This is a genomic window from Pseudomonas salomonii (genome assembly GCF_900107155.1).
Taxonomy (GTDB): domain Bacteria; phylum Pseudomonadota; class Gammaproteobacteria; order Pseudomonadales; family Pseudomonadaceae; genus Aquipseudomonas; species Aquipseudomonas salomonii.
The window spans coordinates 1-18,161 of the sequence record NZ_FNOX01000003.1; the positions used below are offsets into that span (position 1 = coordinate 1).

Consider the following 18,161-nt stretch of genomic DNA (forward strand, 5'->3'; position numbering starts at 1 on the left):
CTCCAACATCAACGGCAGCGCAGTCAGGGTGGATGACCTCAAAACGTTTTTGGTTCTTGCGCGTCATGACAATTCCTCGCAGGATTGAATGACGCGGGCGGGGTACACGGTGGCGAGCGGATTCACTCTCTTATACGTGGTCACAGCTTGCTGTGCCGACAATGACTCCACGCCGATACCGTGCAGGCCACTCTCCCACTCGGGTGCTGACACACCAGTGCTGGTTACGGCCTTTGCCCCGCCCGCGTTCTTCAACCTTACGATGAACCAGTTTGATGCGCGACAGCGCTACATCGAAGAGGTGGCGGGTCCTCCCACATTTTGACCGCGTATGACTGCTGCTTAGGTACGCATCCCGCGCCCACTCACCAGCAACCGCGCGCATCCCACATACAGCACCACGGTCGCCACCAGCATGAAGGTGATCGCCACGCTGATTTTGATATCCGACACGCCCAGAATGCCGTAGCGGAAGGCGTTAACCATGTGCAACACCGGGTTGGCCAGCGACACGGTCTGCCAGAACGGCGGCAGCAAGGTGATGGAGTAGAACACCCCGCCCAGGTAAGTCAGCGGCGTCAGCACGAACGTCGGGATGATCGAAATATCATCGAAGTTGCGTGCAAATACGGCGTTTATAAACCCCAGCAACGAGAAGATCGTCGCCGTCAGTACCACCACCAGAATGGTGACCCCCAGGTGATGCACCTGCAGGTGGGTGAAGAACAGCGACAGCAAGGTCACGATCACACCCACCATCAAGCCGCGCAGCACGCCGCCCAGGGTGTAGCCGATCAGGATGGTGTGCGGCGACACCGGCGAGACCATCAGTTCTTCGATGGAGCGCTGGAACTTGCTGCCGAAAAAGCTCGAGACCACGTTGCCGTAGGAGTTGGTGATCACCGACATCATGATCAGGCCCGGCACAATGTACTCCATGTAGGTGAAGCCACCCATGTCGCCAATTTGGCGGCCGATCAGGTTACCGAAGATCACGAAGTACAAAACCATGGTGATCGCCGGCGGCAGCAGGGTCTGCGGCCAGATCCGGGTAAAGCGCTTCACTTCGCGGTAAACAATGGTCTGCAGCGCGACGAGGTTGGGTTGCAGTTCGGAACTCATACCGCCACCTTCGCCAGATTTTTCTCCACCAGGGACACAAACAACTCCTCAAGGCGATTGGTTTTGTTACGCAGGCTCAGCACTTCGATGCTCTGGGCCGCCAGCTGGGTGAACAACGCGGTGATGCCCATGGCCTTGTCCACCTGCACTTCCAGGGTGTGGCCATCGACCAGACGGCTTGGGTAGCCGAGCAGTTGCGGCGCCACCGACAGGTTGTTTTTCAGGTCCAGCAGGAAAGTTTCCACATGCAGCTGGCCCAGCAGGTTGCGCATGCTGGTGTTCTCGACAATGGTGCCGTGGTCGATGATGCCGATGTTGCGGCACAGCTGCTCAGCCTCTTCCAGGTAATGGGTGGTGAGGATGATGGTGATGCCCTTCTCGTTCAGCTCGGTGAGGAACGTCCACATCGAACGGCGCAGCTCGATGTCCACACCGGCCGTTGGCTCATCGAGGATCAGCAGACGCGGCTCATGCACCAGCGCGCGGGCGATCATCAGGCGGCGCTTCATGCCGCCCGACAACGAACGCGACGGCACGTCACGCTTGTCCCACAGGCCCAACTGAGTCAGGTACTGCTCGGCACGCTCCTTGGCGATTTTCGCCGGGATGCCGTAGTAGCCCGCCTGGGTCACGACGATGTCGAAGGTCTTTTCAAACTGGTTGAAGTTGAATTCCTGGGGCACCACGCCGATGGAGCGCTTGAGCGCCGCAGGGGATTTGTCCAGGTCATGGCCAAAGATATTCACCGAGCCGCTGGTTTTGTTGACCAGGGTGGAGAGGATGCCGATGGTGGTGGATTTGCCGGCACCGTTGGGACCGAGCAAGGCGAAGAAGTCACCTTCGGCAACGTCCAGATCGATACCACTCAGGGCCTGGAAACCGTTGCCGTAGGTTTTGGTTAGCTGCCGGATGGACAGAGCGGAACTCATATCGGATTACGCACCAGAGAAGGGAATAGAAAGAGTAGATAAGCGCGCAGCGCACGTAGTTCAACGGCGGCGCATGACAAGCATGGTGCTTGCCCGCGCCGCACAAGTACAGTCACCTGTATTAATAGTCAGTATTAAGTCAACGCGGTCATCACGGCCTTGCGGTAGGCCGGGCGGTCTTTAAGGCGCTGGTACCAGGCCTCTAGATGGGGCATTGCCGGGCGCTCGATGGGCATCTCGAACCAGGCGTAGGCAAAGCAACCCAAGGGGATGTCGCCCATGCCGAAATGCTCGCCGGACAGGTAGGGTTGCTCGGCGAGTGCCTGGTCAACGGTGTTAAGCGCATCGATGCAGGCTTGGCGCCCGGCGTTGATGCTGTCCCAGTTCTGTTTTTCTGCCGGGGTGCGCAGGATGCCCCAGAACACGGCCTTGAACGGATCGGCGAGGGTGGACGTGGTCCAGTCCATCCACTTCTCGGCGCTGGCCCGGGCTTGCAGATCATCAGGGTAAAAATCCGACGCGCTCTTGGCGCACAGGTAACGCACGATGGTGTTGGATTCCCACAACACAAAGTCGCCGTCTTCGATCATCGGCACCCGGCCATTGGGGTTCAAGGCCCGGTATTGCGGGGTGTCGACCACACCAAAAGCTCCGCCCGCATCAATTGCCTCATAGTCCAGGCCGAGCTCCTCGGCGCACCACAGTGCCTTCCTGACGTTTGATGAATTTTTACGACCCCAGATTTTCAGCATGACCGCGCCTTATCGTTGATGAACATGGCTTGATGAACGCAGCAGCATACGCCGGTTCACGCGCGGCTTAAATCGCTCTGCATGTCGCTGTGCATGTCCTTCAGCGAGATCGGCATGTCGCCGACAAACAGGTGCGGGTAACACTGCTGAATATGCGCGAAGAAAAACGCTTCGGGCACATCGCTGAACTGGCCGTGGTCCAGCACGTATTCCATCGAGCGCCGCCCCTGGCGGTTGAAGGCGTGGAACACGCTGTCGTTAACCCCATCGAACGCCAGCGGCGGCACGTCGAACAACTCGCACAGTTGGCTGTTGAACGCCGGCGTGGCCTTGACCCAGCGACCGTGCAGGTACAACTCGGTATAGCCATGCATGGCGAACACATCACTTTTAAGCAGCGCGAGCAGGCGCGGTGTCGACAAATGATTGCGCACATCCGCCAGGCCGATGCGCGCCGGGATCCCGCAATGGCGAGCGCAGGCGGCCAATAAGGTGGCCTTGGGCACGCAGTAGCTCTCGCCGGTGGCCAGGGCAAAGCTGGCACTGAGGGTGTTCGGGTCACGGCTGAAGGTGTACGGGTTGTAGCGAATCGCCTCACGCACGGCGTAGTAAAGACTGACCGCCTGGTCACTTAAATCCGGGCCGGTTCCGCGATGTTTTTCGGCGAACTCCACCACCGCAAGGTGGTCACTATCGATGAAGCGGCTGGGACTCAGGTACGTATCCATGAGCTTTATCTCCAAGGGAAGCCTTGAGTCTAACGACAGGTCTGCCGTGGAGATAACGACGATTCGGCCAAATGTCGGCGTGCGCCAGCACAACTCGTTACACCCTCGCTACCGCGCTTTTTCGGATGCCGACTAAGCTCCATGGTGGTTTCGCCCTTGGTTTCACGGAGGATTGAATATGCTGTTGTTGTGGATACTGGTTCTGGTGGTCGGCATTGCCTACCTGGCACACCGCCGCACCGCGCCCCTGCCTGCGCTGGGCGTGGTTGCCGTCTACCTGCTGGCGATGGGGGCCTGGAGCCATGCACCGGGTTGGCTGCTGGTCATCCTCTGGGTGCTGATCGCCGCCGTGGCCGTGCCCCTGTTGCTGCCCGACCTGCGCCGCCAATACTTCACCAAGCCGCTGTTCAGCTGGTTCCAGAAAGTCCTGCCGCCGATGTCCGAGACCGAGCGCGACGCCATCGACGCCGGCACCGTGTGGTGGGACGGCGAACTGTTCAGCGGTCGCCCCGACTGGGACAAGTTGCTGGCCTACCCCAAGGTGCAACTGACCGAAGAAGAACAAGCGTTTATCGACGGCCCTACCGAAGAGCTCTGCGCGATGGTCAGCGACTGGGAAATCGGCCAGGCCATGGACCTGCCGCCCGCTGCCTGGGAGCACATCAAGACCCACGGTTTCTTCGCCCTGATCATCCCCAAGGAGTATGGCGGCAAGGGGTTCTCGGCGTATGCCCACTCCCAGGTCGCGATGAAACTCGCCACCCGCAGCGGCGACCTCGCCTCCACCGTGATGGTCCCCAACTCCCTCGGCCCGGCCGAGTTGCTGCTGCATTACGGCACCGACGAACAACGCAACCACTACCTGCCGCGCCTGGCCCGTGGCGACGACATCCCCTGCTTCGCCCTCACCGGCCCGCTGGCCGGCTCCGACGCCGGCGCCATGCCCGACACCGGCGTGATCTGCAAAGGTGAATGGGAAGGCAAGGAAACCCTTGGCCTGCGCCTGAACTGGGAAAAACGCTACATCACCCTTGGCCCGGTCGCGACCCTGCTCGGCCTGGCCTTCAAGGCCCATGACCCGGACCACTTATTGGGTGAGGAAGAAGACCTGGGCATCAGCCTGGCGCTGATCCCCACCGACACGCCCGGCGTCGAAATCGGCCGTCGCCACCTGCCGTTGGGCGCCGCGTTCATGAACGGCCCCAACTCCGGCAAGGACGTGTTCATCCCTCTGGAATTCCTTATCGGTGGCCAGGAAATGCTCGGCAAGGGCTGGATGATGCTGATGAACTGCCTGTCGGTCGGCCGTTCGATCTCGCTGCCTGCGGTCGGCACCGGCGCGGCCAAGTTCACCAGTTTGGTCACCGGCCAATACGCTCAAGTCCGTGAGCAGTTCAACGTGCCGCTGTCGGCCTTCGAAGGTATCCAGGAAGCCCTGGCGCGCATCGGCGGCAACGCCTGGCTGATGGACAGCGCACGCATGCTCACCGCCAATGCCGTCGACTTGGGCGAAAAACCCTCGGTGTTGTCGGCGATCCTCAAGTACCACCTCACCGAGCGCGGCCGCGAGTGCATCAGCCACGCCATGGATGTGCATGGCGGCAAAGGCATCATCATGGGCCCCAACAATTACCTGGGCCGCAACTGGCAAGGCGCGCCGATCTTCATTACGGTGGAAGGCGCGAATATCCTGTCGCGCAACCTGATGATCTTTGGCCAGGGCGCGATCCGCTGCCACCCGTTCGTGCTTAAGGAAATGGCCCTGGCCGGTCGTGAAGACCATGACCAGGCGCTCAAGGAATTTGATGGCCTGCTGATGCAACATATCGGCTTCGCCGTCAGTAACGCTGCCAGCACCTTGGTGCTGAACCTCGGCATCGGGCACTTCGAGAAAGCCCCGGGCAACCGTTTGAGCCAGGGTTATTTCCGTGCATTGAACCGTCAGGCCGCCGCATTCGCCCTGCTCGCTGACTTGAGCATGATGCTGCTGGGCGGCGAGCTGAAACGCCGCGAACGCCTGTCGGCGCGCCTGGGTGATGTGCTGAGCCATATGTACCTGGCCTCGGCGGCGCTCAAGCGTTATCACGACCTGGACTCGCCGGATCACCTGGAGCCGCTGTTCGCCTGGGCCATGGAAGAAAGCCTCGGTGAATCGGAACGTGCCCTGGATGAACTGCTCAGCAACTTCCCGAACAAGGTGCTCGGTTGCCTGCTGCGGGTGATCGTGTTCCCGTTCGGCCGTCGCCACACCGGGCCGTCCGATGCGCTGGACGCCGAAGTGGCTGCGGTGATCGGCCGTGCCAAAGGCGACCCGACCCTGGAAGAGTTGCTGGCGGGTTGCTATCGCCCGCAATCGGCAGAAGACCCGGTGGGCGCCCTGCAACATGCCTACGACCTGCTGAGTGCCAGCCACCCCTTGCAGAAAAAACTCCACACCGCGCTCAAGAGCGGCCAGGTCAAACCGGCCGCCGGCGAGCATGCCATCGACGCGGCGCTGCACGCGGGCGTATTGCAACCGGCCGAAGCGCAAACCCTGCGCGATGCCGAAGCCGCGCGCCGCAAGGTGATCGATGTGGATGATTTCAGCAAGGAAGAGCTGACCCAGGCTGAGGGTAAAATCCGCTGAGTCAGGCGGTCATATAAAAACGGGCGCGTGAGCTATATACTCTCGCGCCCGTTTTTGCTTTAGAGGACTTATCTCGTGTCCAACGTCGTTGCCGATCATCTCGTCTTGCTCGACCACTTGCGCAGCATCCTGGTTGCCGTCGGCGAAGCCGAACAGGTGCCCGAGGAAAGCCATACCCTGTTCCTGGAGCGCTTCGACGAATTGCGCGCCCTGCTGCCGATCGACCCGATCGAAAGCCAGTACCTGGGCCAGGACCTGATGAGCCAGGTGATCCTGCGTTACCCGCAAATCGCCCATCTGGTGCCCCGCGACCTGCTGTGGTTCTTCGGCGGTGACTGCCTGCACTTCATGCCCGATGAAGAACTGGACCTGTATCAGTCCCTGGAAGAACGTCGCTACGAAGCCGAACAGAACGACGAGCCGTTCGACTGGAACCAGGAAAAACAACTGCTGGCCATGCCGCAGGATCAGAGCAAGCACTGATTTTAAATGTGGGAGCTGGCTTGTGTGGGAGCCAGCTCCCACAGTTGAACCGCACTCCTACCTTCGGCGCAATGTCGGCTCCTTCGCCATACACTCCACCAGACAATCAATAAACACCCGCAACTTCGGTGGCAGATACCGCGTGGGCGAATGCAGCAACCACGCCTCGCCATGGTAGGACGCAATAAAATCCCACTCGGGCAACACCTGCACCAGGTTCCCCGCCTCCAGGGCGTGGCGCGCCGTGAAGTAAGGCAAGCTGCCGATCCCCACATGCTGCAACACCGCATCCAGGCGCACGCCGGTGTGGTTCGCGGCGTAGCGCCCGCGCACGCCCACGGTCACCGCCTTGGCGCCCTGACGAAACTTCCAGCGTGAATCCCCCGGCGTTTCCCCCAGGTAGATGCAACTGTGTTCCAGCAAATCATGGGGATGTTCAGGCGTACCCTGCGCGGCCAGGTACTGCGGCGTGGCACACAGCAAGTGCTCGATGGGCAACAGTTGGCGGCCGACCAAGCCCGGCGGCGGGCTGTCGGTGATGCGGATGCTGAGGTCGACATTGTCGTCGATCAAGTCCACATGCCGGTCTTCCAGGATCAACTGCACATCCACCTTGGGGTAGCGCCGCAAGAACTCCGGCATATGCGGGTGCACCACAAACCGGCCCACCGCCTTGGGCACGCTGACCCGCACCAGGCCTTCGGCTTCATGGGTGAACTGGCCACTGATTTCCATCACCGAACGCGCCGCATTGACCATCTCCTGGCAACGCTTGAACACTTCTTCACCGCCCTCGCTCAAGCGCAATTTACGCGTGGTGCGTTGCAGCAAGCGTGTGGCCAGCGCCTGTTCGAGGCGCGAGATACTGCGGCTCACCGCCGAGGGTGAAACGCTCAATTGGCGCGCCGCTTCGGAGAAACTGCCGGTCTCCACGACTTTGACGAACATCGCCATTTCACCCAGCAGTGGCAAAGGAAGATTGATGCTCATGACGCACAGGTCCATTGATAATTGAACGGATTATCACCCATCCACGCACTATTTATACTGCCCGTAGAACCCTGATGCGGATGTAAATGATGACCGAGCGCCTGTTTTTTACCCACGACCACCTGACTGCCGAGGTTGAAGTGCTGAGCTGCACGCCGCACGAAGGCCTGTTTGCCGTCACCTTGCAGTCGACTATTTTCCATCCCCAAGGCGGCGGGCAACCCTTTGATACCGGTTGGCTGGGCGACAGCCAGGTGCTGCGCGTCACCCAGGAAGCCGACCGAGTGGTGCATTATGTTGACCAGCCTCTGGAGCCTGGTCCGATTACGGCACGGGTCGACGCACAACGCCGCGCCCTGTACACGCGCCTGCATTCGGCCGGGCACCTGATCGGCAATGCGGGGGAAAGCTTCGGTTGGATGCCGATCAAAGCCCACCATTGGCCCGGCGAATGCAAAATCACCTTTATCCGTGGCGAAATGGCCCAGGCCATCGACGCCGAGGCAATCCAGCAACAGGTCAACCAATGGATCGCCGCCGATTACCCGCGCCATATGACCTTGCAAGACGGCGCCCGCGAAGTGGGTTTCGGCGAACTGCCCGCCTACGCCTGCGGCGGCACCCATGTGCAAGCGTTGAGCGAACTGGGCCAGGTGACCATCCTGGCCCTGTCGGAGAAAAAAGGCGCGCTGTCGGTGCGTTACGAAATCAACTGACAGACCACGCGGTTTTTGTGGTCACCGGGCTTGTTGTGATGAGCAGGCTGTTGTGGCGAGCGGGCTTGGTGTGGCGGGCGGGCTTGCCACAACAGCCTGCTCGCCACAAATCCCCCCGCGCTCGCCACATTGAGTATTTACAACCGACAAGTGCGCTAAACCGCAATCGCCCCCGCCCGCCCCGGCTCCACCACAAACGACTTGAGGGTCGACACCGTGGCGCTGGGATCGCGCGGGTCAGTTATCACCCGAAAGTTCGTCAGCATCTTCTGAGCCGCAAGCTCTACTGACACATACCCACGCTGGCGACTGTCGAAAAACTTCACATGCGGATTAAGCGGCAGGATCTTGCTGAACGCCTCAAAGGGAGGCCCGTCAGAGGTCACCGAACTGCCGACAAACTCAGTGGCGATCACTGGCGAATCCGGGTTGTTGGCGTCGGCATGCAGGTCGGTGGTCCAGAAGGAATGGATATCACCGCCCCAGAACACCGGGTTGCTGAGCTTGTGACGCTCGATGGACGCCAGCATCCGTGAACGGTTGGCCATGTAGCCGTCCCAGCCATCGGTCCAATGGCCGACCTTGTGGCTGGTCAGGTCGCGCTGGATCAAGGGCGCTACCAGCAAGTCCTGGGCGATCACATTCCACTGCGCCTGCGACTGGGCAAAGCCCTGGTCCAGCCAGGCCTCCTGCTGCCAGCCGAGCATGGTGCGACCGAGGTCGCGCAGGTCGCTGCAGGTGTTGGCGGCGATATGCCCCTGATGGCTGCCGTTGACCTGGATGCAGGGTTGTTCGGAGCGATACTGGCGCCCATCCAGCACATGAAAACGCGCCAGGCGGCCGTAGTCCAGGCGCCGGTAAATACGCATGTCCGGCCCCTTCGGCACGCTGCTGGCGCGCAGCGGCATGTGCTCGTAATACGCCTGGTAGGCCGCCGCCCGCTGCTGGAGAAATTGCGCTACGGGAATCTTCGGGTCCTGGGACCAGCGGTTGGCGTAGTCATTCTGCACTTCGTGGTCATCCCAGGTCGCCACGCTGGGCGCGGCCGCGTGCAGGGCTTGCAGGTCCGGATCGGTTTTGTACAGCGCGTAGCGATTGCGGTAGTCGCTCAAGCTCTTGGCGTTGCCGCTGCCATGGCACCGAATGACTTTTCCCGAGTCGGCTGCGTAAGAGCTGTCGTAAATATAATCGCCGAGGAAAAACACCAGGTCGGGCTGCTCTGCAGCTAAATGACGATAGGCACTGAAGTATCCACGCTCCCAATGCGAGCAGGAAACAAATCCCAGCCGAGCCGAGGCCATCGCCTGCAAGGGTGGCGTGGTACGTGCCTGGCCCACCGGGCTCTGCGCGCCGAGGCCTTCGAACTGGTACCAATACGGTCGGCCCGCCGCAAGCCCGGCCACTTCAACATGCACCGAATGGGCGAACCGCTCAGTCGCCAAGACTTCGCCCTGCTTCACGATGCGCGTCATCGCCGCATCACTGGCCACCCGCCAGCGCACCGGCACCGCGCGCTTCAGCCCACCGCTGCCATCGGCTGCATTGAACAACGGCGCCAGGCGCGTCCAGATCACAAAACCATCCGGCAGCGGGTCGCCCGAGGCCACGCCGAGGGTGAATGGGTAATCCACCCCGGCACTGCACGCAAACGGGCTGAGGATTGAAAACGCGGTAGCGACCGCCAGCCCGGTCAGGACTCGCCGCCTGCCGTGGTCCACTGCGTCACTCACAACGCGCGCTCCCAGTCCTCACGCACGGTGGCAAAGCCCAGCAGGTCTTCGTACACGCCATTTTTGAGAAACGCCCGACGCAGGCAACCTTCATAGCGCAGGCCGATTTTCTGCATGACTCGCGCCGATTCCTGGTTGCGGCCAAAGCATTGGCTGCCTACCCGCTGCAGCCCAAGCTCGGTGAAGCCAAAGCCCATCATCGCGCTCGCCGCCTCAGCGGCATACCCCAGGTTACGCGCATGCGCCGCGACCCAGCCGCCCAAATGCCCTGCGTGATGACGCGCGTTAAGGCGCAGGCTGACTATGCCAACCAACTCAGCGGTTTCACGCACATGCATTCCCAGGTTCAACAACTCGCCCGCCCGATAGTTGTCGGCGGCCGCGGCAATAAAACCCTGCGCAGTTTCCAAGGTATAGGGCGACGGAATGTTGGCCGTGTTGTCAGCAATCTTCGGCCCGTTGGCGAGCATGAAAAGTACCTCGGCCTGGTCCATTTCCAGCGCCCGCAATAGGAGTCGCGGGGTCGACAATTGAGGCAATGTAGTGGGCATACGCGGCAGCTCTTCAGGTAAATTTTCCAAGAATGTACTGCCTTCGTGTCAATTGCATTACGTCATGAAAGGGCCCGGTAAAAACTCTGAAAGACGCGTCCTAGAGCCTTTAAAACGTCAATTAAAGTTAACCATTCGGTCATTTTTGGTTGTTAGCGTGTCGCCCCTAATTCAACGACGGGGTAACAGAATGAGAACCTGGGATGAACCCAAGAAACGCAAGGCACACATCGAGTTGATCCCCATGATCGACGTGATGATGTTCCTCCTGGTGTTTTTCGTACTGGTGAGTTTGAACGTGATCCCGGCACTCGGCATGAAGACCCAATTGCCCAGCGCCAGCAGCTCGCAACAACTCAAACCGCAGAATAAATTCATTCTGACCCTGGGCCTGCAAGGCCAGCTGCAACTCGACGGCAAGGACCTCACGGTCGACGCTCTGGTGCCGACGCTGAAGGCCGCAGAAAAGCCTGATACCAAGTCGACCATCATCGTCAACAGCGACAAAGGTGTGGAGGTTTCGCGCCTGGTGGAAGTCATGGACACCCTGCGCCTGGGTGGCTTTACCTCCGTGTCCATTGCCACGCGTAAGTCTTGATCATGTATGTACTGTTTCGTGCGCGTCAGCTGCTGGGCAGTGTCCCGGCCCTGATCGCCCTGGTGCTGATTGCACTGGGTATCCAGTCGCAACCGTTGAAAATCCAGCCGCAGTACGACGAGTCGGCGGTCGAGCTGGCGCTGGTCGAGCCCGAACCTGAAGTGGTGCCCGAGCCTGTGGTCGAGCAAGAGCCGCCACCGCCGGTGATCGAGGACGAAGAGGCCGAACCCGCCCCGCCGCCGCCACCGCCCAAGCCCTTGCCAAAACCTGAACCCAAGCCCAAGCCGGTGCCCAAACCCAAGCCCGTGGTGGCCGCCAAACCGACGCCCACGCCTGCGCCAGTCGCACCCGTCGCGGCCAAGCCGGTGCAGGCCGCCGTTGCGCCGACACCTGCGCCGCCAGCGCCACCGGCACCACCCAAAGTGGATGGCCAGGCACTGGAAGGCGGTTACCTCAAGGGGCTGCGCAACGAGCTGGACACGTACAAGCAATACCCCACCGGGCGCCAGGCGTCCCTCGAACGCCCCAGTGGCGAGGTGGTGGTGTGGTTGATGGTGGATCGACAAGGCCGTGTCCTTGATGCCGGGATCCAGACCCCGGCGCCGAGCATGCTGCTCAATCGGGCCGCCACCAATAGCCTGCGCCGCATCAAGCAAGTCAAGCCGTTCCCCGAACAAGCCTTCGGTGGACGTAACGAACAACGCTTCACCGCCACCTTCAACTACAGCGTGCAATAAGCACCGACACCAGGACGACAGTGATGAGGTTCACACGTATTCATCTGGCACTTGTTGCCGCGACGAGCATGACCCACGCAGTGGTCATGGCAGCTACCAGCGACAGTGACGTCGGCACCATCGGAGTTCAAGGCGGCAAGGCGACCGCGGGGGGCGGTTACATGGTCCAGGAAGAGAGCGCCAAGGGCCGCTCGACCATTACCAAGGAGGCGCTGGACAAGCAAACCGCCACCGGCAACGCCATCGACAAGCTCAAGTACACGCCGGGCCTGAACATCTCCAGTGAGGACAACACCGGTCTGTCGGGCTTTCGCTTCACCATGCGCGGCATGAACTCCGACCAGGTCGGTATGTCGGTGGATGGCATGCCGATCAACGACTCCGGCAACTACGCGCTGTATTCCAACTTATTGGGCGATCCGGAAAACATCGACCAGATCTTCGTCACCCAGGGCTCGTCGGAAGCCGACGGCCCGCACATCGGTTCCAGCGGCGGCAACATCGGTATCGTGACCATTCGCCCCACCAAGGAAACCGGTGCGTTCGTCAAACAAGTGGTGGGCAGCAACGCCACCCGCAAGACCTTCGCGCGCCTGAACACCGGTGAAGTCAACGGCCTCTCCAACTGGCTGTCGGCGTCCCACACCGAGGGCCAGATGTGGCGCGGCTCGGGCGCGGTGCGTGCGGACAAGGTGGAGTGGAACAGCTTTTTCGACGCCGGCAACGGCAACACCGCCAACCTGATCCTCAAGTACCACGAGCAGGACAACAACAGTTACAGCCAACTGACCAAGGCGCAGTTCCAGCAGTTCGGCCGCAAGTATGACCCCTACCCGGCCAAGCCGGCGCTGGGCTCCAACGGCAAGATCAGCAGCTATTACGACCTGGCACAAAACCCGTTCCAGACCTTCACCGCCGTGCTCAACACTCAGTACAAGCTGAGCGATAATCTGTCGCTCTCGGTGATCCCGTATTACTACTACGGCAACGGCAGTGGCGTGGGCTCCTCCGCCTATGCACTCAACAGCGGCTCCAACAAAGGCGGCGTGTTCGACCTTGGCAACCTGCCGACGCAGGCCCAATACAACGCCGACGGCTCCGCGACGACGGGCGTCTACTACCGCCCTTCGCGCACCCAGACCTGGCGTCCGGGCATCACCACCAAGCTGAACTGGGACTTGGGCGACCACAGCCTGCAATTCGGCTACTGGTACGAACGCGCCCGCCAAAGCCAGACCCAACCGTTCATTGCCCTCAAAAACAGCGGCAAGCCCAGCGACACCTGGCCGGACGCCAGCTCCGTGGTCGACGCCAACGGCAACACCGTACAGGGTCGCGACCGCTACACCGTGACCCCGGCGCAAAAAGTCTGGGCGCAGGACACCTGGTACATCAACTCGGACTGGACCCTGATCGCCGGCCTTGCCTACATGAATGTCGAGCGTGAGGGCACCAACCACGGCAGCCTCACCGAGCAACCGGGCAAGGCCAACCAGACCTACAACAAGCTGCTGCCCAACGCCGGTCTGAAATACCAGCTCGACGAGCGTGACCAGTTGTTCTACAGCCTCTCGCGCAACATGCGTATCCCGCAGAACTACGTGCTGTACGACAAAGGCGTGGGCTCGCTGGACTCCAAGCCGGAACTGAGCTGGAACCAGGAATTGGGCTGGCGCTACACCGGCGAAGACATGACCCTCGCCGCGACCCTGTTCTACATGCAGTTCAAGAACCGCCAGCTCACGTCCCTGGACAGCAACGGCGATTCGGCCGACATCAACGCCGGCACCGTGATCAACAAAGGCCTGGAACTGGAGTGGAGCGGCAAGCTGCCGCACAACTTCAACTACTACACCTCCTACACCTACACCAGCTCCAAGCAGCAGGATGACCTGACCGTCTTCAGCGCCGGCAAACCGATCGTATTGCCCACCAGCGGCAAGCAGTTCGCCAACGTACCGGCCAACATGCTGGCAGCCAACATCGGCTACGACGACGGGCGTTTCTACGGCACCTTCGGCGGCAAGTTCACCAGCAAGCTCTACGGCGACCTGACCAACGACGAGGCCATCTCGGCACGCACCATTTTCAACCTCGGCGCCGGTATCTACCTGCCCGTGGACAAGAAAGTGGTCAAGGACGCCACCCTGCGCCTGAACGTCGACAACCTGTTTGACAAGAAGTACCTGGACGGCGTGTACACCACCAAGACCAACGCGGCGAGCTACAGCGGTTTCCGCGATGGCGACCCGGCTTACATCGTCGGCCTGGACCGTACCGTCACGGTTTCCCTGGAAGCGAATTTCTGATTAATCACCTGAGAGGAACACACTCATGGACATGGACCTGCTGCACCAGATCACCTTTTATGTGATGTACGCCGCGATGGCGATCGCGATCTTCATCACCATCGAACGGGGCATCTACTTCGCCTACGTGCGCCGCCAGGCCCGCGCCTTGACCGACGTGCTGGGCGCCAACGTACACAGCGAGCGCGACCTGCCGCAAAGCCTCACCCGCCGCGACAGCCTGCCGCTGAACATGGTGCTGCCGATCCTGGCGCAGAAGGCCTCCAACGGCTCGCGCAAGGACCTGGACGATGAAATCGAAACCCAGTACCTCAAGACCCGCGCGCCGCTGTCGCGCAGCCTGTGGATCATCGAGACCATCACCACCGCCGCGCCATTGCTGGGCCTGCTGGGCACCATCCTCGGCATCATCGACACCTTCAAGGCGCTGGCCAGTGCCGGCGTGTCCGACCCGGGCCAGATCTCCGGTGGTATCGGCACGGCCTTGTTTGCCACCGGCCTGGGTATCGCCATTGCGCTGTTCTGCGTGGTGTTTCACAACTTTTTCCAGGACAGCCTGGAGCGCATCAACGACCAGCTGAAAATCCTGCTGATCCGCGCGGCGACCGGCGCCCGTGTTCAGGGTGAAGTGCCGCACCTGGTGCCGACGCCGTTGCACACCCGCACGGCATGACCTTCAGGGCGGGCGCGTGATGCGCCCGCCTTTCTTTTTGCCCGATGAGACGCTTATGTCCCTCTCGATGAAGTTGCGTATCGCCGGCCTGACCGGCCTTCTGTTGAGTCCGCTAGCCCAGGCGGACTTTTCAATTCCAGGGTTTGAACTGGTACACACCGTGCCGGTGGACACCGCGCTGGGCACTGCCGACCTGCGCCAGCCGGGGCCGGTGTGGATCGAGTTGTTTGATGGCGCCAAAAGCAGCATTGATATCGGCCAGTTCTACGCCGCCGACCACCCTGGTTCGGTGATGGACAAGGTGATCGAGCATCTGGAAGCTGCCGGCAAACGGGGTGTGAAGATTCGCTTTCTGCTGGAGGAGAAAGGCATTCGGCTGTCGCAGGCGTCTACCCTGGAACGCTTGCGGGCGATTCCCAACCTGACCTTTCGCGTGCTGGCCTATGGGCAGTTGAGCGGCGGGATCATCCACGCCAAATACATGGTGGTGGACGGCAAGCAGGCGTTTGTCGGCAGTCAGAATTTCGATTGGCGCTCGCTGGAGCATATCCACGAGACCGGCTTGCGCATCAGCGATGCCACGGTAGTCAGCCAGGTGCAGGCCATCTTCAACCAGGACTGGCAAGCCCAGGCAGCCTTGGCGGATAAGCAACCGGTGCCACTGCCCGCTGCGGGCCAGGCACCTGCGCGCACCGGTAACTATCTGGTGGCCAGCCCGCAACGCTACAACCCGCCCGGCGTGGGCGACTCACAACTGGAACTGCCGCGCCTGCTGAGCGAAGCCAAGAAAGAAGTGCGCGTGCAATTGCTCGACTATGCACCGCTGTCCTACGGGCCGGACAAAACCCGCCCCTACTACGCAGTGATCGACAACGCCGTGCGCGCTGCCGCTGCGCGTGGGGTGTCGGTCAAGCTGATGGTGTCCAACTGGAACACCGACAAGCTGGAACTGCCCTACCTCAAAAGCCTGGCCGTGCTGCCCAACGTCGAGGTCAAGATCGTCACCCTGCCTGCCGCCAAACAAGGGTTTATTCCCTATGCGCGGGTGATCCACAGCAAGACCCTGGAGATCGACGGGCAAGTGGCCTGGGTAGGCACCAGCAATTGGCTGGGCGGGTATCTGGATAACTCGCGCAATTTGGAGGTGGTGATGCATGACGCGGCGATGGCCAAGCGCATTGGCGAGCTGCACGAGCAGTTGTGGGATGGGCCGTATGCCAAGGCTTTGGACGTGATGGCAGCGTATCCGGAGCCGCATCCGGACAAGCCTTGAGCGCCCGTTACTTCACTGTAATCCCCTGTGTGTGGGAGCTTGGGCAACCCTGATACTTGAGTAGGATATTTCCCTGGCCGAGGCTCCCTACCCCGGCCTTGGTGATGGTAGTGTGTGGAAATGTTTCTGACAGATCGATCAGAAACCTCTTACTCACCGCCTGCAAAGGAATGCTTCTAACCATGCACTTTCCACTCAAGAAACGGCTGGCTGCCACCCTGTTCGCCGCCAGCTTCGTGGCCGTCGCCACGCCTGTGTCCGCCACTATCAGCGTCGAACAAAGCACAGCCATCATCAAGCACTTTGGCGAAACCCCGGCCGCCGATTTCCGTGGTTTCCTAGCCACACTGGCCAAGAGCGACCTGGCAAAAACCGACGACGTCGGCCCGGCCATTACAGCCTTCCTCGCCAACAAACCCCTGAGCGCCGACCAACAGAACGAAATCAACCGCCTGCTGGGGATTTACACCCGCGTGAAGTACGGCAAGGCCGCCCTGGAAACCCTGCGCGAGCTGGTCGAGATCCCAACTTTCAACATCGACGGCCTGCCGCAGTACAAGAACCCCGAATTCCTCAAGATCGCCGACAAGATCCAGGGCCTGGCCAAAGCCTTCAACCTGAACTTCCGTAACGTCGACAACCGCGTGTACGAAATCTCCCTGCAAGGCAGCGGCGATGAAATCGTCGGCATTCACGCCCACGCCGACGTGGTGCCGGTGACCCCGGAAAACTGGGTACTCAAGGACGGCACCCGACTTGACCCGTTCAAAATCACGCTGATCGGCGACCGCATGTACGGCCGTGGCACCGAGGATGACAAGAACGGCATCGTAGTAACGATGTATGCGATGAAGGTCATCAAGGAAGAAAAACTGCCACTGGCGCGCAACTTCAAGCTGCTGGTGGACACCACCGAGGAAACGTCCGGGGACGCCATCCCGTACTACTTCGAGCGTAACCCTACGCCGCAATACAACCTGGCGCTCGATGGCGGCTACCCGGTGGTGATTGCCGAGAAAGGCTACGGCACCGTCATGGCAAGCTTCCCGTTGCGCAAAGGTGACGGCAAAGGTGCACAAATCATCTCGATGACCGGCGGCGCGGCCACCAATCAGATTCCTTCCGTGTCAGTGGCTACTTTAGTCGGTGATAAACCCGCCGAGCTGGCGGCCAGCCTGCAACAAGCCGGTGATGAATATGCCAGGCAGCACGGTGGCGACTTCACAGTGGCGGCCAAGGTGGTGGGCACAGAGGTCAAGCTGACGGTCACCGGTGTATCCGCGCACTCGTCCAAGCCGGAAACCGGCGTCAACCCGGTCGCACGCATGCTGGAGCTGATCCACAGCGTCGACGGCAAGATCGCCCTCAGGCACAACCACATCACCGACGCTGCGCAGTACGCCGCCGACAACTGGGGCCTGGATTACCTGGGCGGCAAGCTGGGCGTGGGCTTCTCCGATGCGTTCATGGGGCCGCTGACCACTTCGCTGACCTTTGTCGGCCAAGACGATAAAGCCTTCAAACTGGCAGTGAACCTGCGCATTCCCAAGGGCAAGTCGCCGGAAAAACTCAAGGCAGAGATCGAAGAGAAAATCAGCGCCTGGGACAAGCGCACCCAGGTGGCCATGAGCGTCACCTACTCGGTAGCCGAGCCGATGTACCGCAACCCGGAAGGTGAGTGGGTCAAAGCGCTGTTGGCCGTGGCCAGCGAAAACCTCGGCATGGAGCACAAATTCGGCGCCTCAGCCGGTGCGACCTCCGTGCATGAGCTGCCCAATGGCGTGCAATTCGGCCTGGCGAAGCCGGGCGTGAAGTACACCGGGCACACCGACGGTGAATTCAAGACCGTCGAGCAGTTCCTGCTGGACCTGCAGATCGTCACGGAAATGATCGGCCGTGTGGGGCAACTGCCGAAGCTCTGACAGGCGAAGGGATAAACCACAA

The 18,161-nt window shown here is 61.0% G+C and carries 16 protein-coding genes; 9 read left to right on the top strand and 7 right to left on the bottom strand.

The genetic code is table 11. The features are described 5' to 3' along the window. Window positions 1–342: 342 nt before the first annotated feature. From BLV67_RS07200 to BLV67_RS07215, 4 genes are all read right to left on the bottom strand, one after another. Window positions 343–1,122 carry an ABC transporter permease gene (locus BLV67_RS07200; RefSeq protein ID WP_058420148.1) on the bottom strand — a complete coding sequence of 260 codons (780 nt, stop codon included), beginning with the start codon at window positions 1,120–1,122 and terminating at the stop codon, window positions 343–345. Beyond that, window positions 1,119–2,051 (bottom strand): ABC transporter ATP-binding protein, encoded by a 933-nt coding sequence (locus tag BLV67_RS07205; RefSeq protein ID WP_056859647.1) that lies wholly within the window; start codon window positions 2,049–2,051, stop codon window positions 1,119–1,121. The genes BLV67_RS07200 and BLV67_RS07205 overlap by 4 nt, the downstream gene beginning before the upstream one ends. 134 nt (window positions 2,052–2,185) lie before the next feature. Then, a complete protein-coding gene (locus tag BLV67_RS07210) occupies window positions 2,186–2,803 on the bottom strand; it encodes a glutathione S-transferase family protein (RefSeq protein WP_065931712.1) in 618 nt (205 codons plus the stop codon). A 56-nt stretch (window positions 2,804–2,859) separates the two neighbouring features. Next, entirely contained in the window at window positions 2,860–3,531 is a 672-nt protein-coding gene (locus tag BLV67_RS07215) for a transglutaminase-like domain-containing protein (RefSeq protein WP_069788775.1), read from the bottom strand. Window positions 3,532–3,709: 178 nt separating this feature from the next. On the opposite strand from BLV67_RS07215, the gene BLV67_RS07220 reads away from it, so the two are divergent. Further along, window positions 3,710–6,157, top strand: coding sequence for an acyl-CoA dehydrogenase (locus BLV67_RS07220; RefSeq protein ID WP_069788774.1), 2,448 nt, complete (start codon window positions 3,710–3,712; stop codon window positions 6,155–6,157). A gap of 75 nt (window positions 6,158–6,232) precedes the next feature. Then, entirely contained in the window at window positions 6,233–6,640 is a 408-nt protein-coding gene (locus BLV67_RS07225; RefSeq protein WP_065931709.1) for a PA2817 family protein, read from the top strand. 57 nt (window positions 6,641–6,697) lie between these two features. On the opposite strand, the gene BLV67_RS07230 is transcribed toward BLV67_RS07225, so the two are convergent. After that, a complete protein-coding gene (locus BLV67_RS07230; protein ID WP_069788773.1) occupies window positions 6,698–7,630 on the bottom strand; it encodes a LysR family transcriptional regulator in 933 nt (310 codons plus the stop codon). A gap of 89 nt (window positions 7,631–7,719) precedes the next feature. On the opposite strand from BLV67_RS07230, the gene BLV67_RS07235 reads away from it, so the two are divergent. Then, a complete protein-coding gene (locus tag BLV67_RS07235) occupies window positions 7,720–8,346 on the top strand; it encodes an alanyl-tRNA editing protein (RefSeq protein ID WP_069788776.1) in 627 nt (208 codons plus the stop codon). A gap of 155 nt (window positions 8,347–8,501) precedes the next feature. On the opposite strand, the gene BLV67_RS07240 is transcribed toward BLV67_RS07235, so the two are convergent. Continuing rightward, a complete protein-coding gene (locus tag BLV67_RS07240) occupies window positions 8,502–10,076 on the bottom strand; it encodes an alkaline phosphatase D family protein (protein WP_069788772.1) in 1,575 nt (524 codons plus the stop codon). After that, the gene (locus BLV67_RS07245) at window positions 10,073–10,627 is read right to left on the bottom strand and encodes a GNAT family N-acetyltransferase (protein WP_069788771.1); all 555 of its coding nucleotides are present in this window, start codon (window positions 10,625–10,627) and stop codon (window positions 10,073–10,075) included. The genes BLV67_RS07240 and BLV67_RS07245 overlap by 4 nt, the downstream gene beginning before the upstream one ends. Before the next feature lie 190 nt (window positions 10,628–10,817). On the opposite strand from BLV67_RS07245, the gene BLV67_RS07250 reads away from it, so the two are divergent. The 6 genes from BLV67_RS07250 (at window position 10,818) to BLV67_RS07275 (ending at window position 18,139) form a co-directional block, all read left to right on the top strand. Next, entirely contained in the window at window positions 10,818–11,225 is a 408-nt protein-coding gene (locus BLV67_RS07250) for an ExbD/TolR family protein (protein ID WP_056859640.1), read from the top strand. 2 nt (window positions 11,226–11,227) lie between these two features. Beyond that, a complete protein-coding gene (locus tag BLV67_RS07255; RefSeq protein WP_069788770.1) occupies window positions 11,228–11,962 on the top strand; it encodes an energy transducer TonB family protein in 735 nt (244 codons plus the stop codon). 23 nt (window positions 11,963–11,985) lie between these two features. Then, a complete protein-coding gene (locus BLV67_RS07260; RefSeq protein ID WP_069788769.1) occupies window positions 11,986–14,271 on the top strand; it encodes a TonB-dependent receptor in 2,286 nt (761 codons plus the stop codon). A 25-nt stretch (window positions 14,272–14,296) separates the two neighbouring features. Beyond that, the gene (locus tag BLV67_RS07265) at window positions 14,297–14,944 is read left to right on the top strand and encodes a MotA/TolQ/ExbB proton channel family protein (protein ID WP_069788768.1); all 648 of its coding nucleotides are present in this window, start codon (window positions 14,297–14,299) and stop codon (window positions 14,942–14,944) included. Window positions 14,945–14,999: 55 nt separating this feature from the next. Further along, a complete protein-coding gene (locus BLV67_RS07270; RefSeq protein ID WP_065931703.1) occupies window positions 15,000–16,217 on the top strand; it encodes a phospholipase D-like domain-containing protein in 1,218 nt (405 codons plus the stop codon). A 182-nt stretch (window positions 16,218–16,399) separates the two neighbouring features. Beyond that, on the top strand, window positions 16,400–18,139 hold the full coding sequence (locus tag BLV67_RS07275; protein WP_069788767.1) for a dipeptidase: 1,740 nt from the start codon (window positions 16,400–16,402) through the stop codon (window positions 18,137–18,139). The last annotated feature ends 22 nt before the right edge of the window (window positions 18,140–18,161 follow it).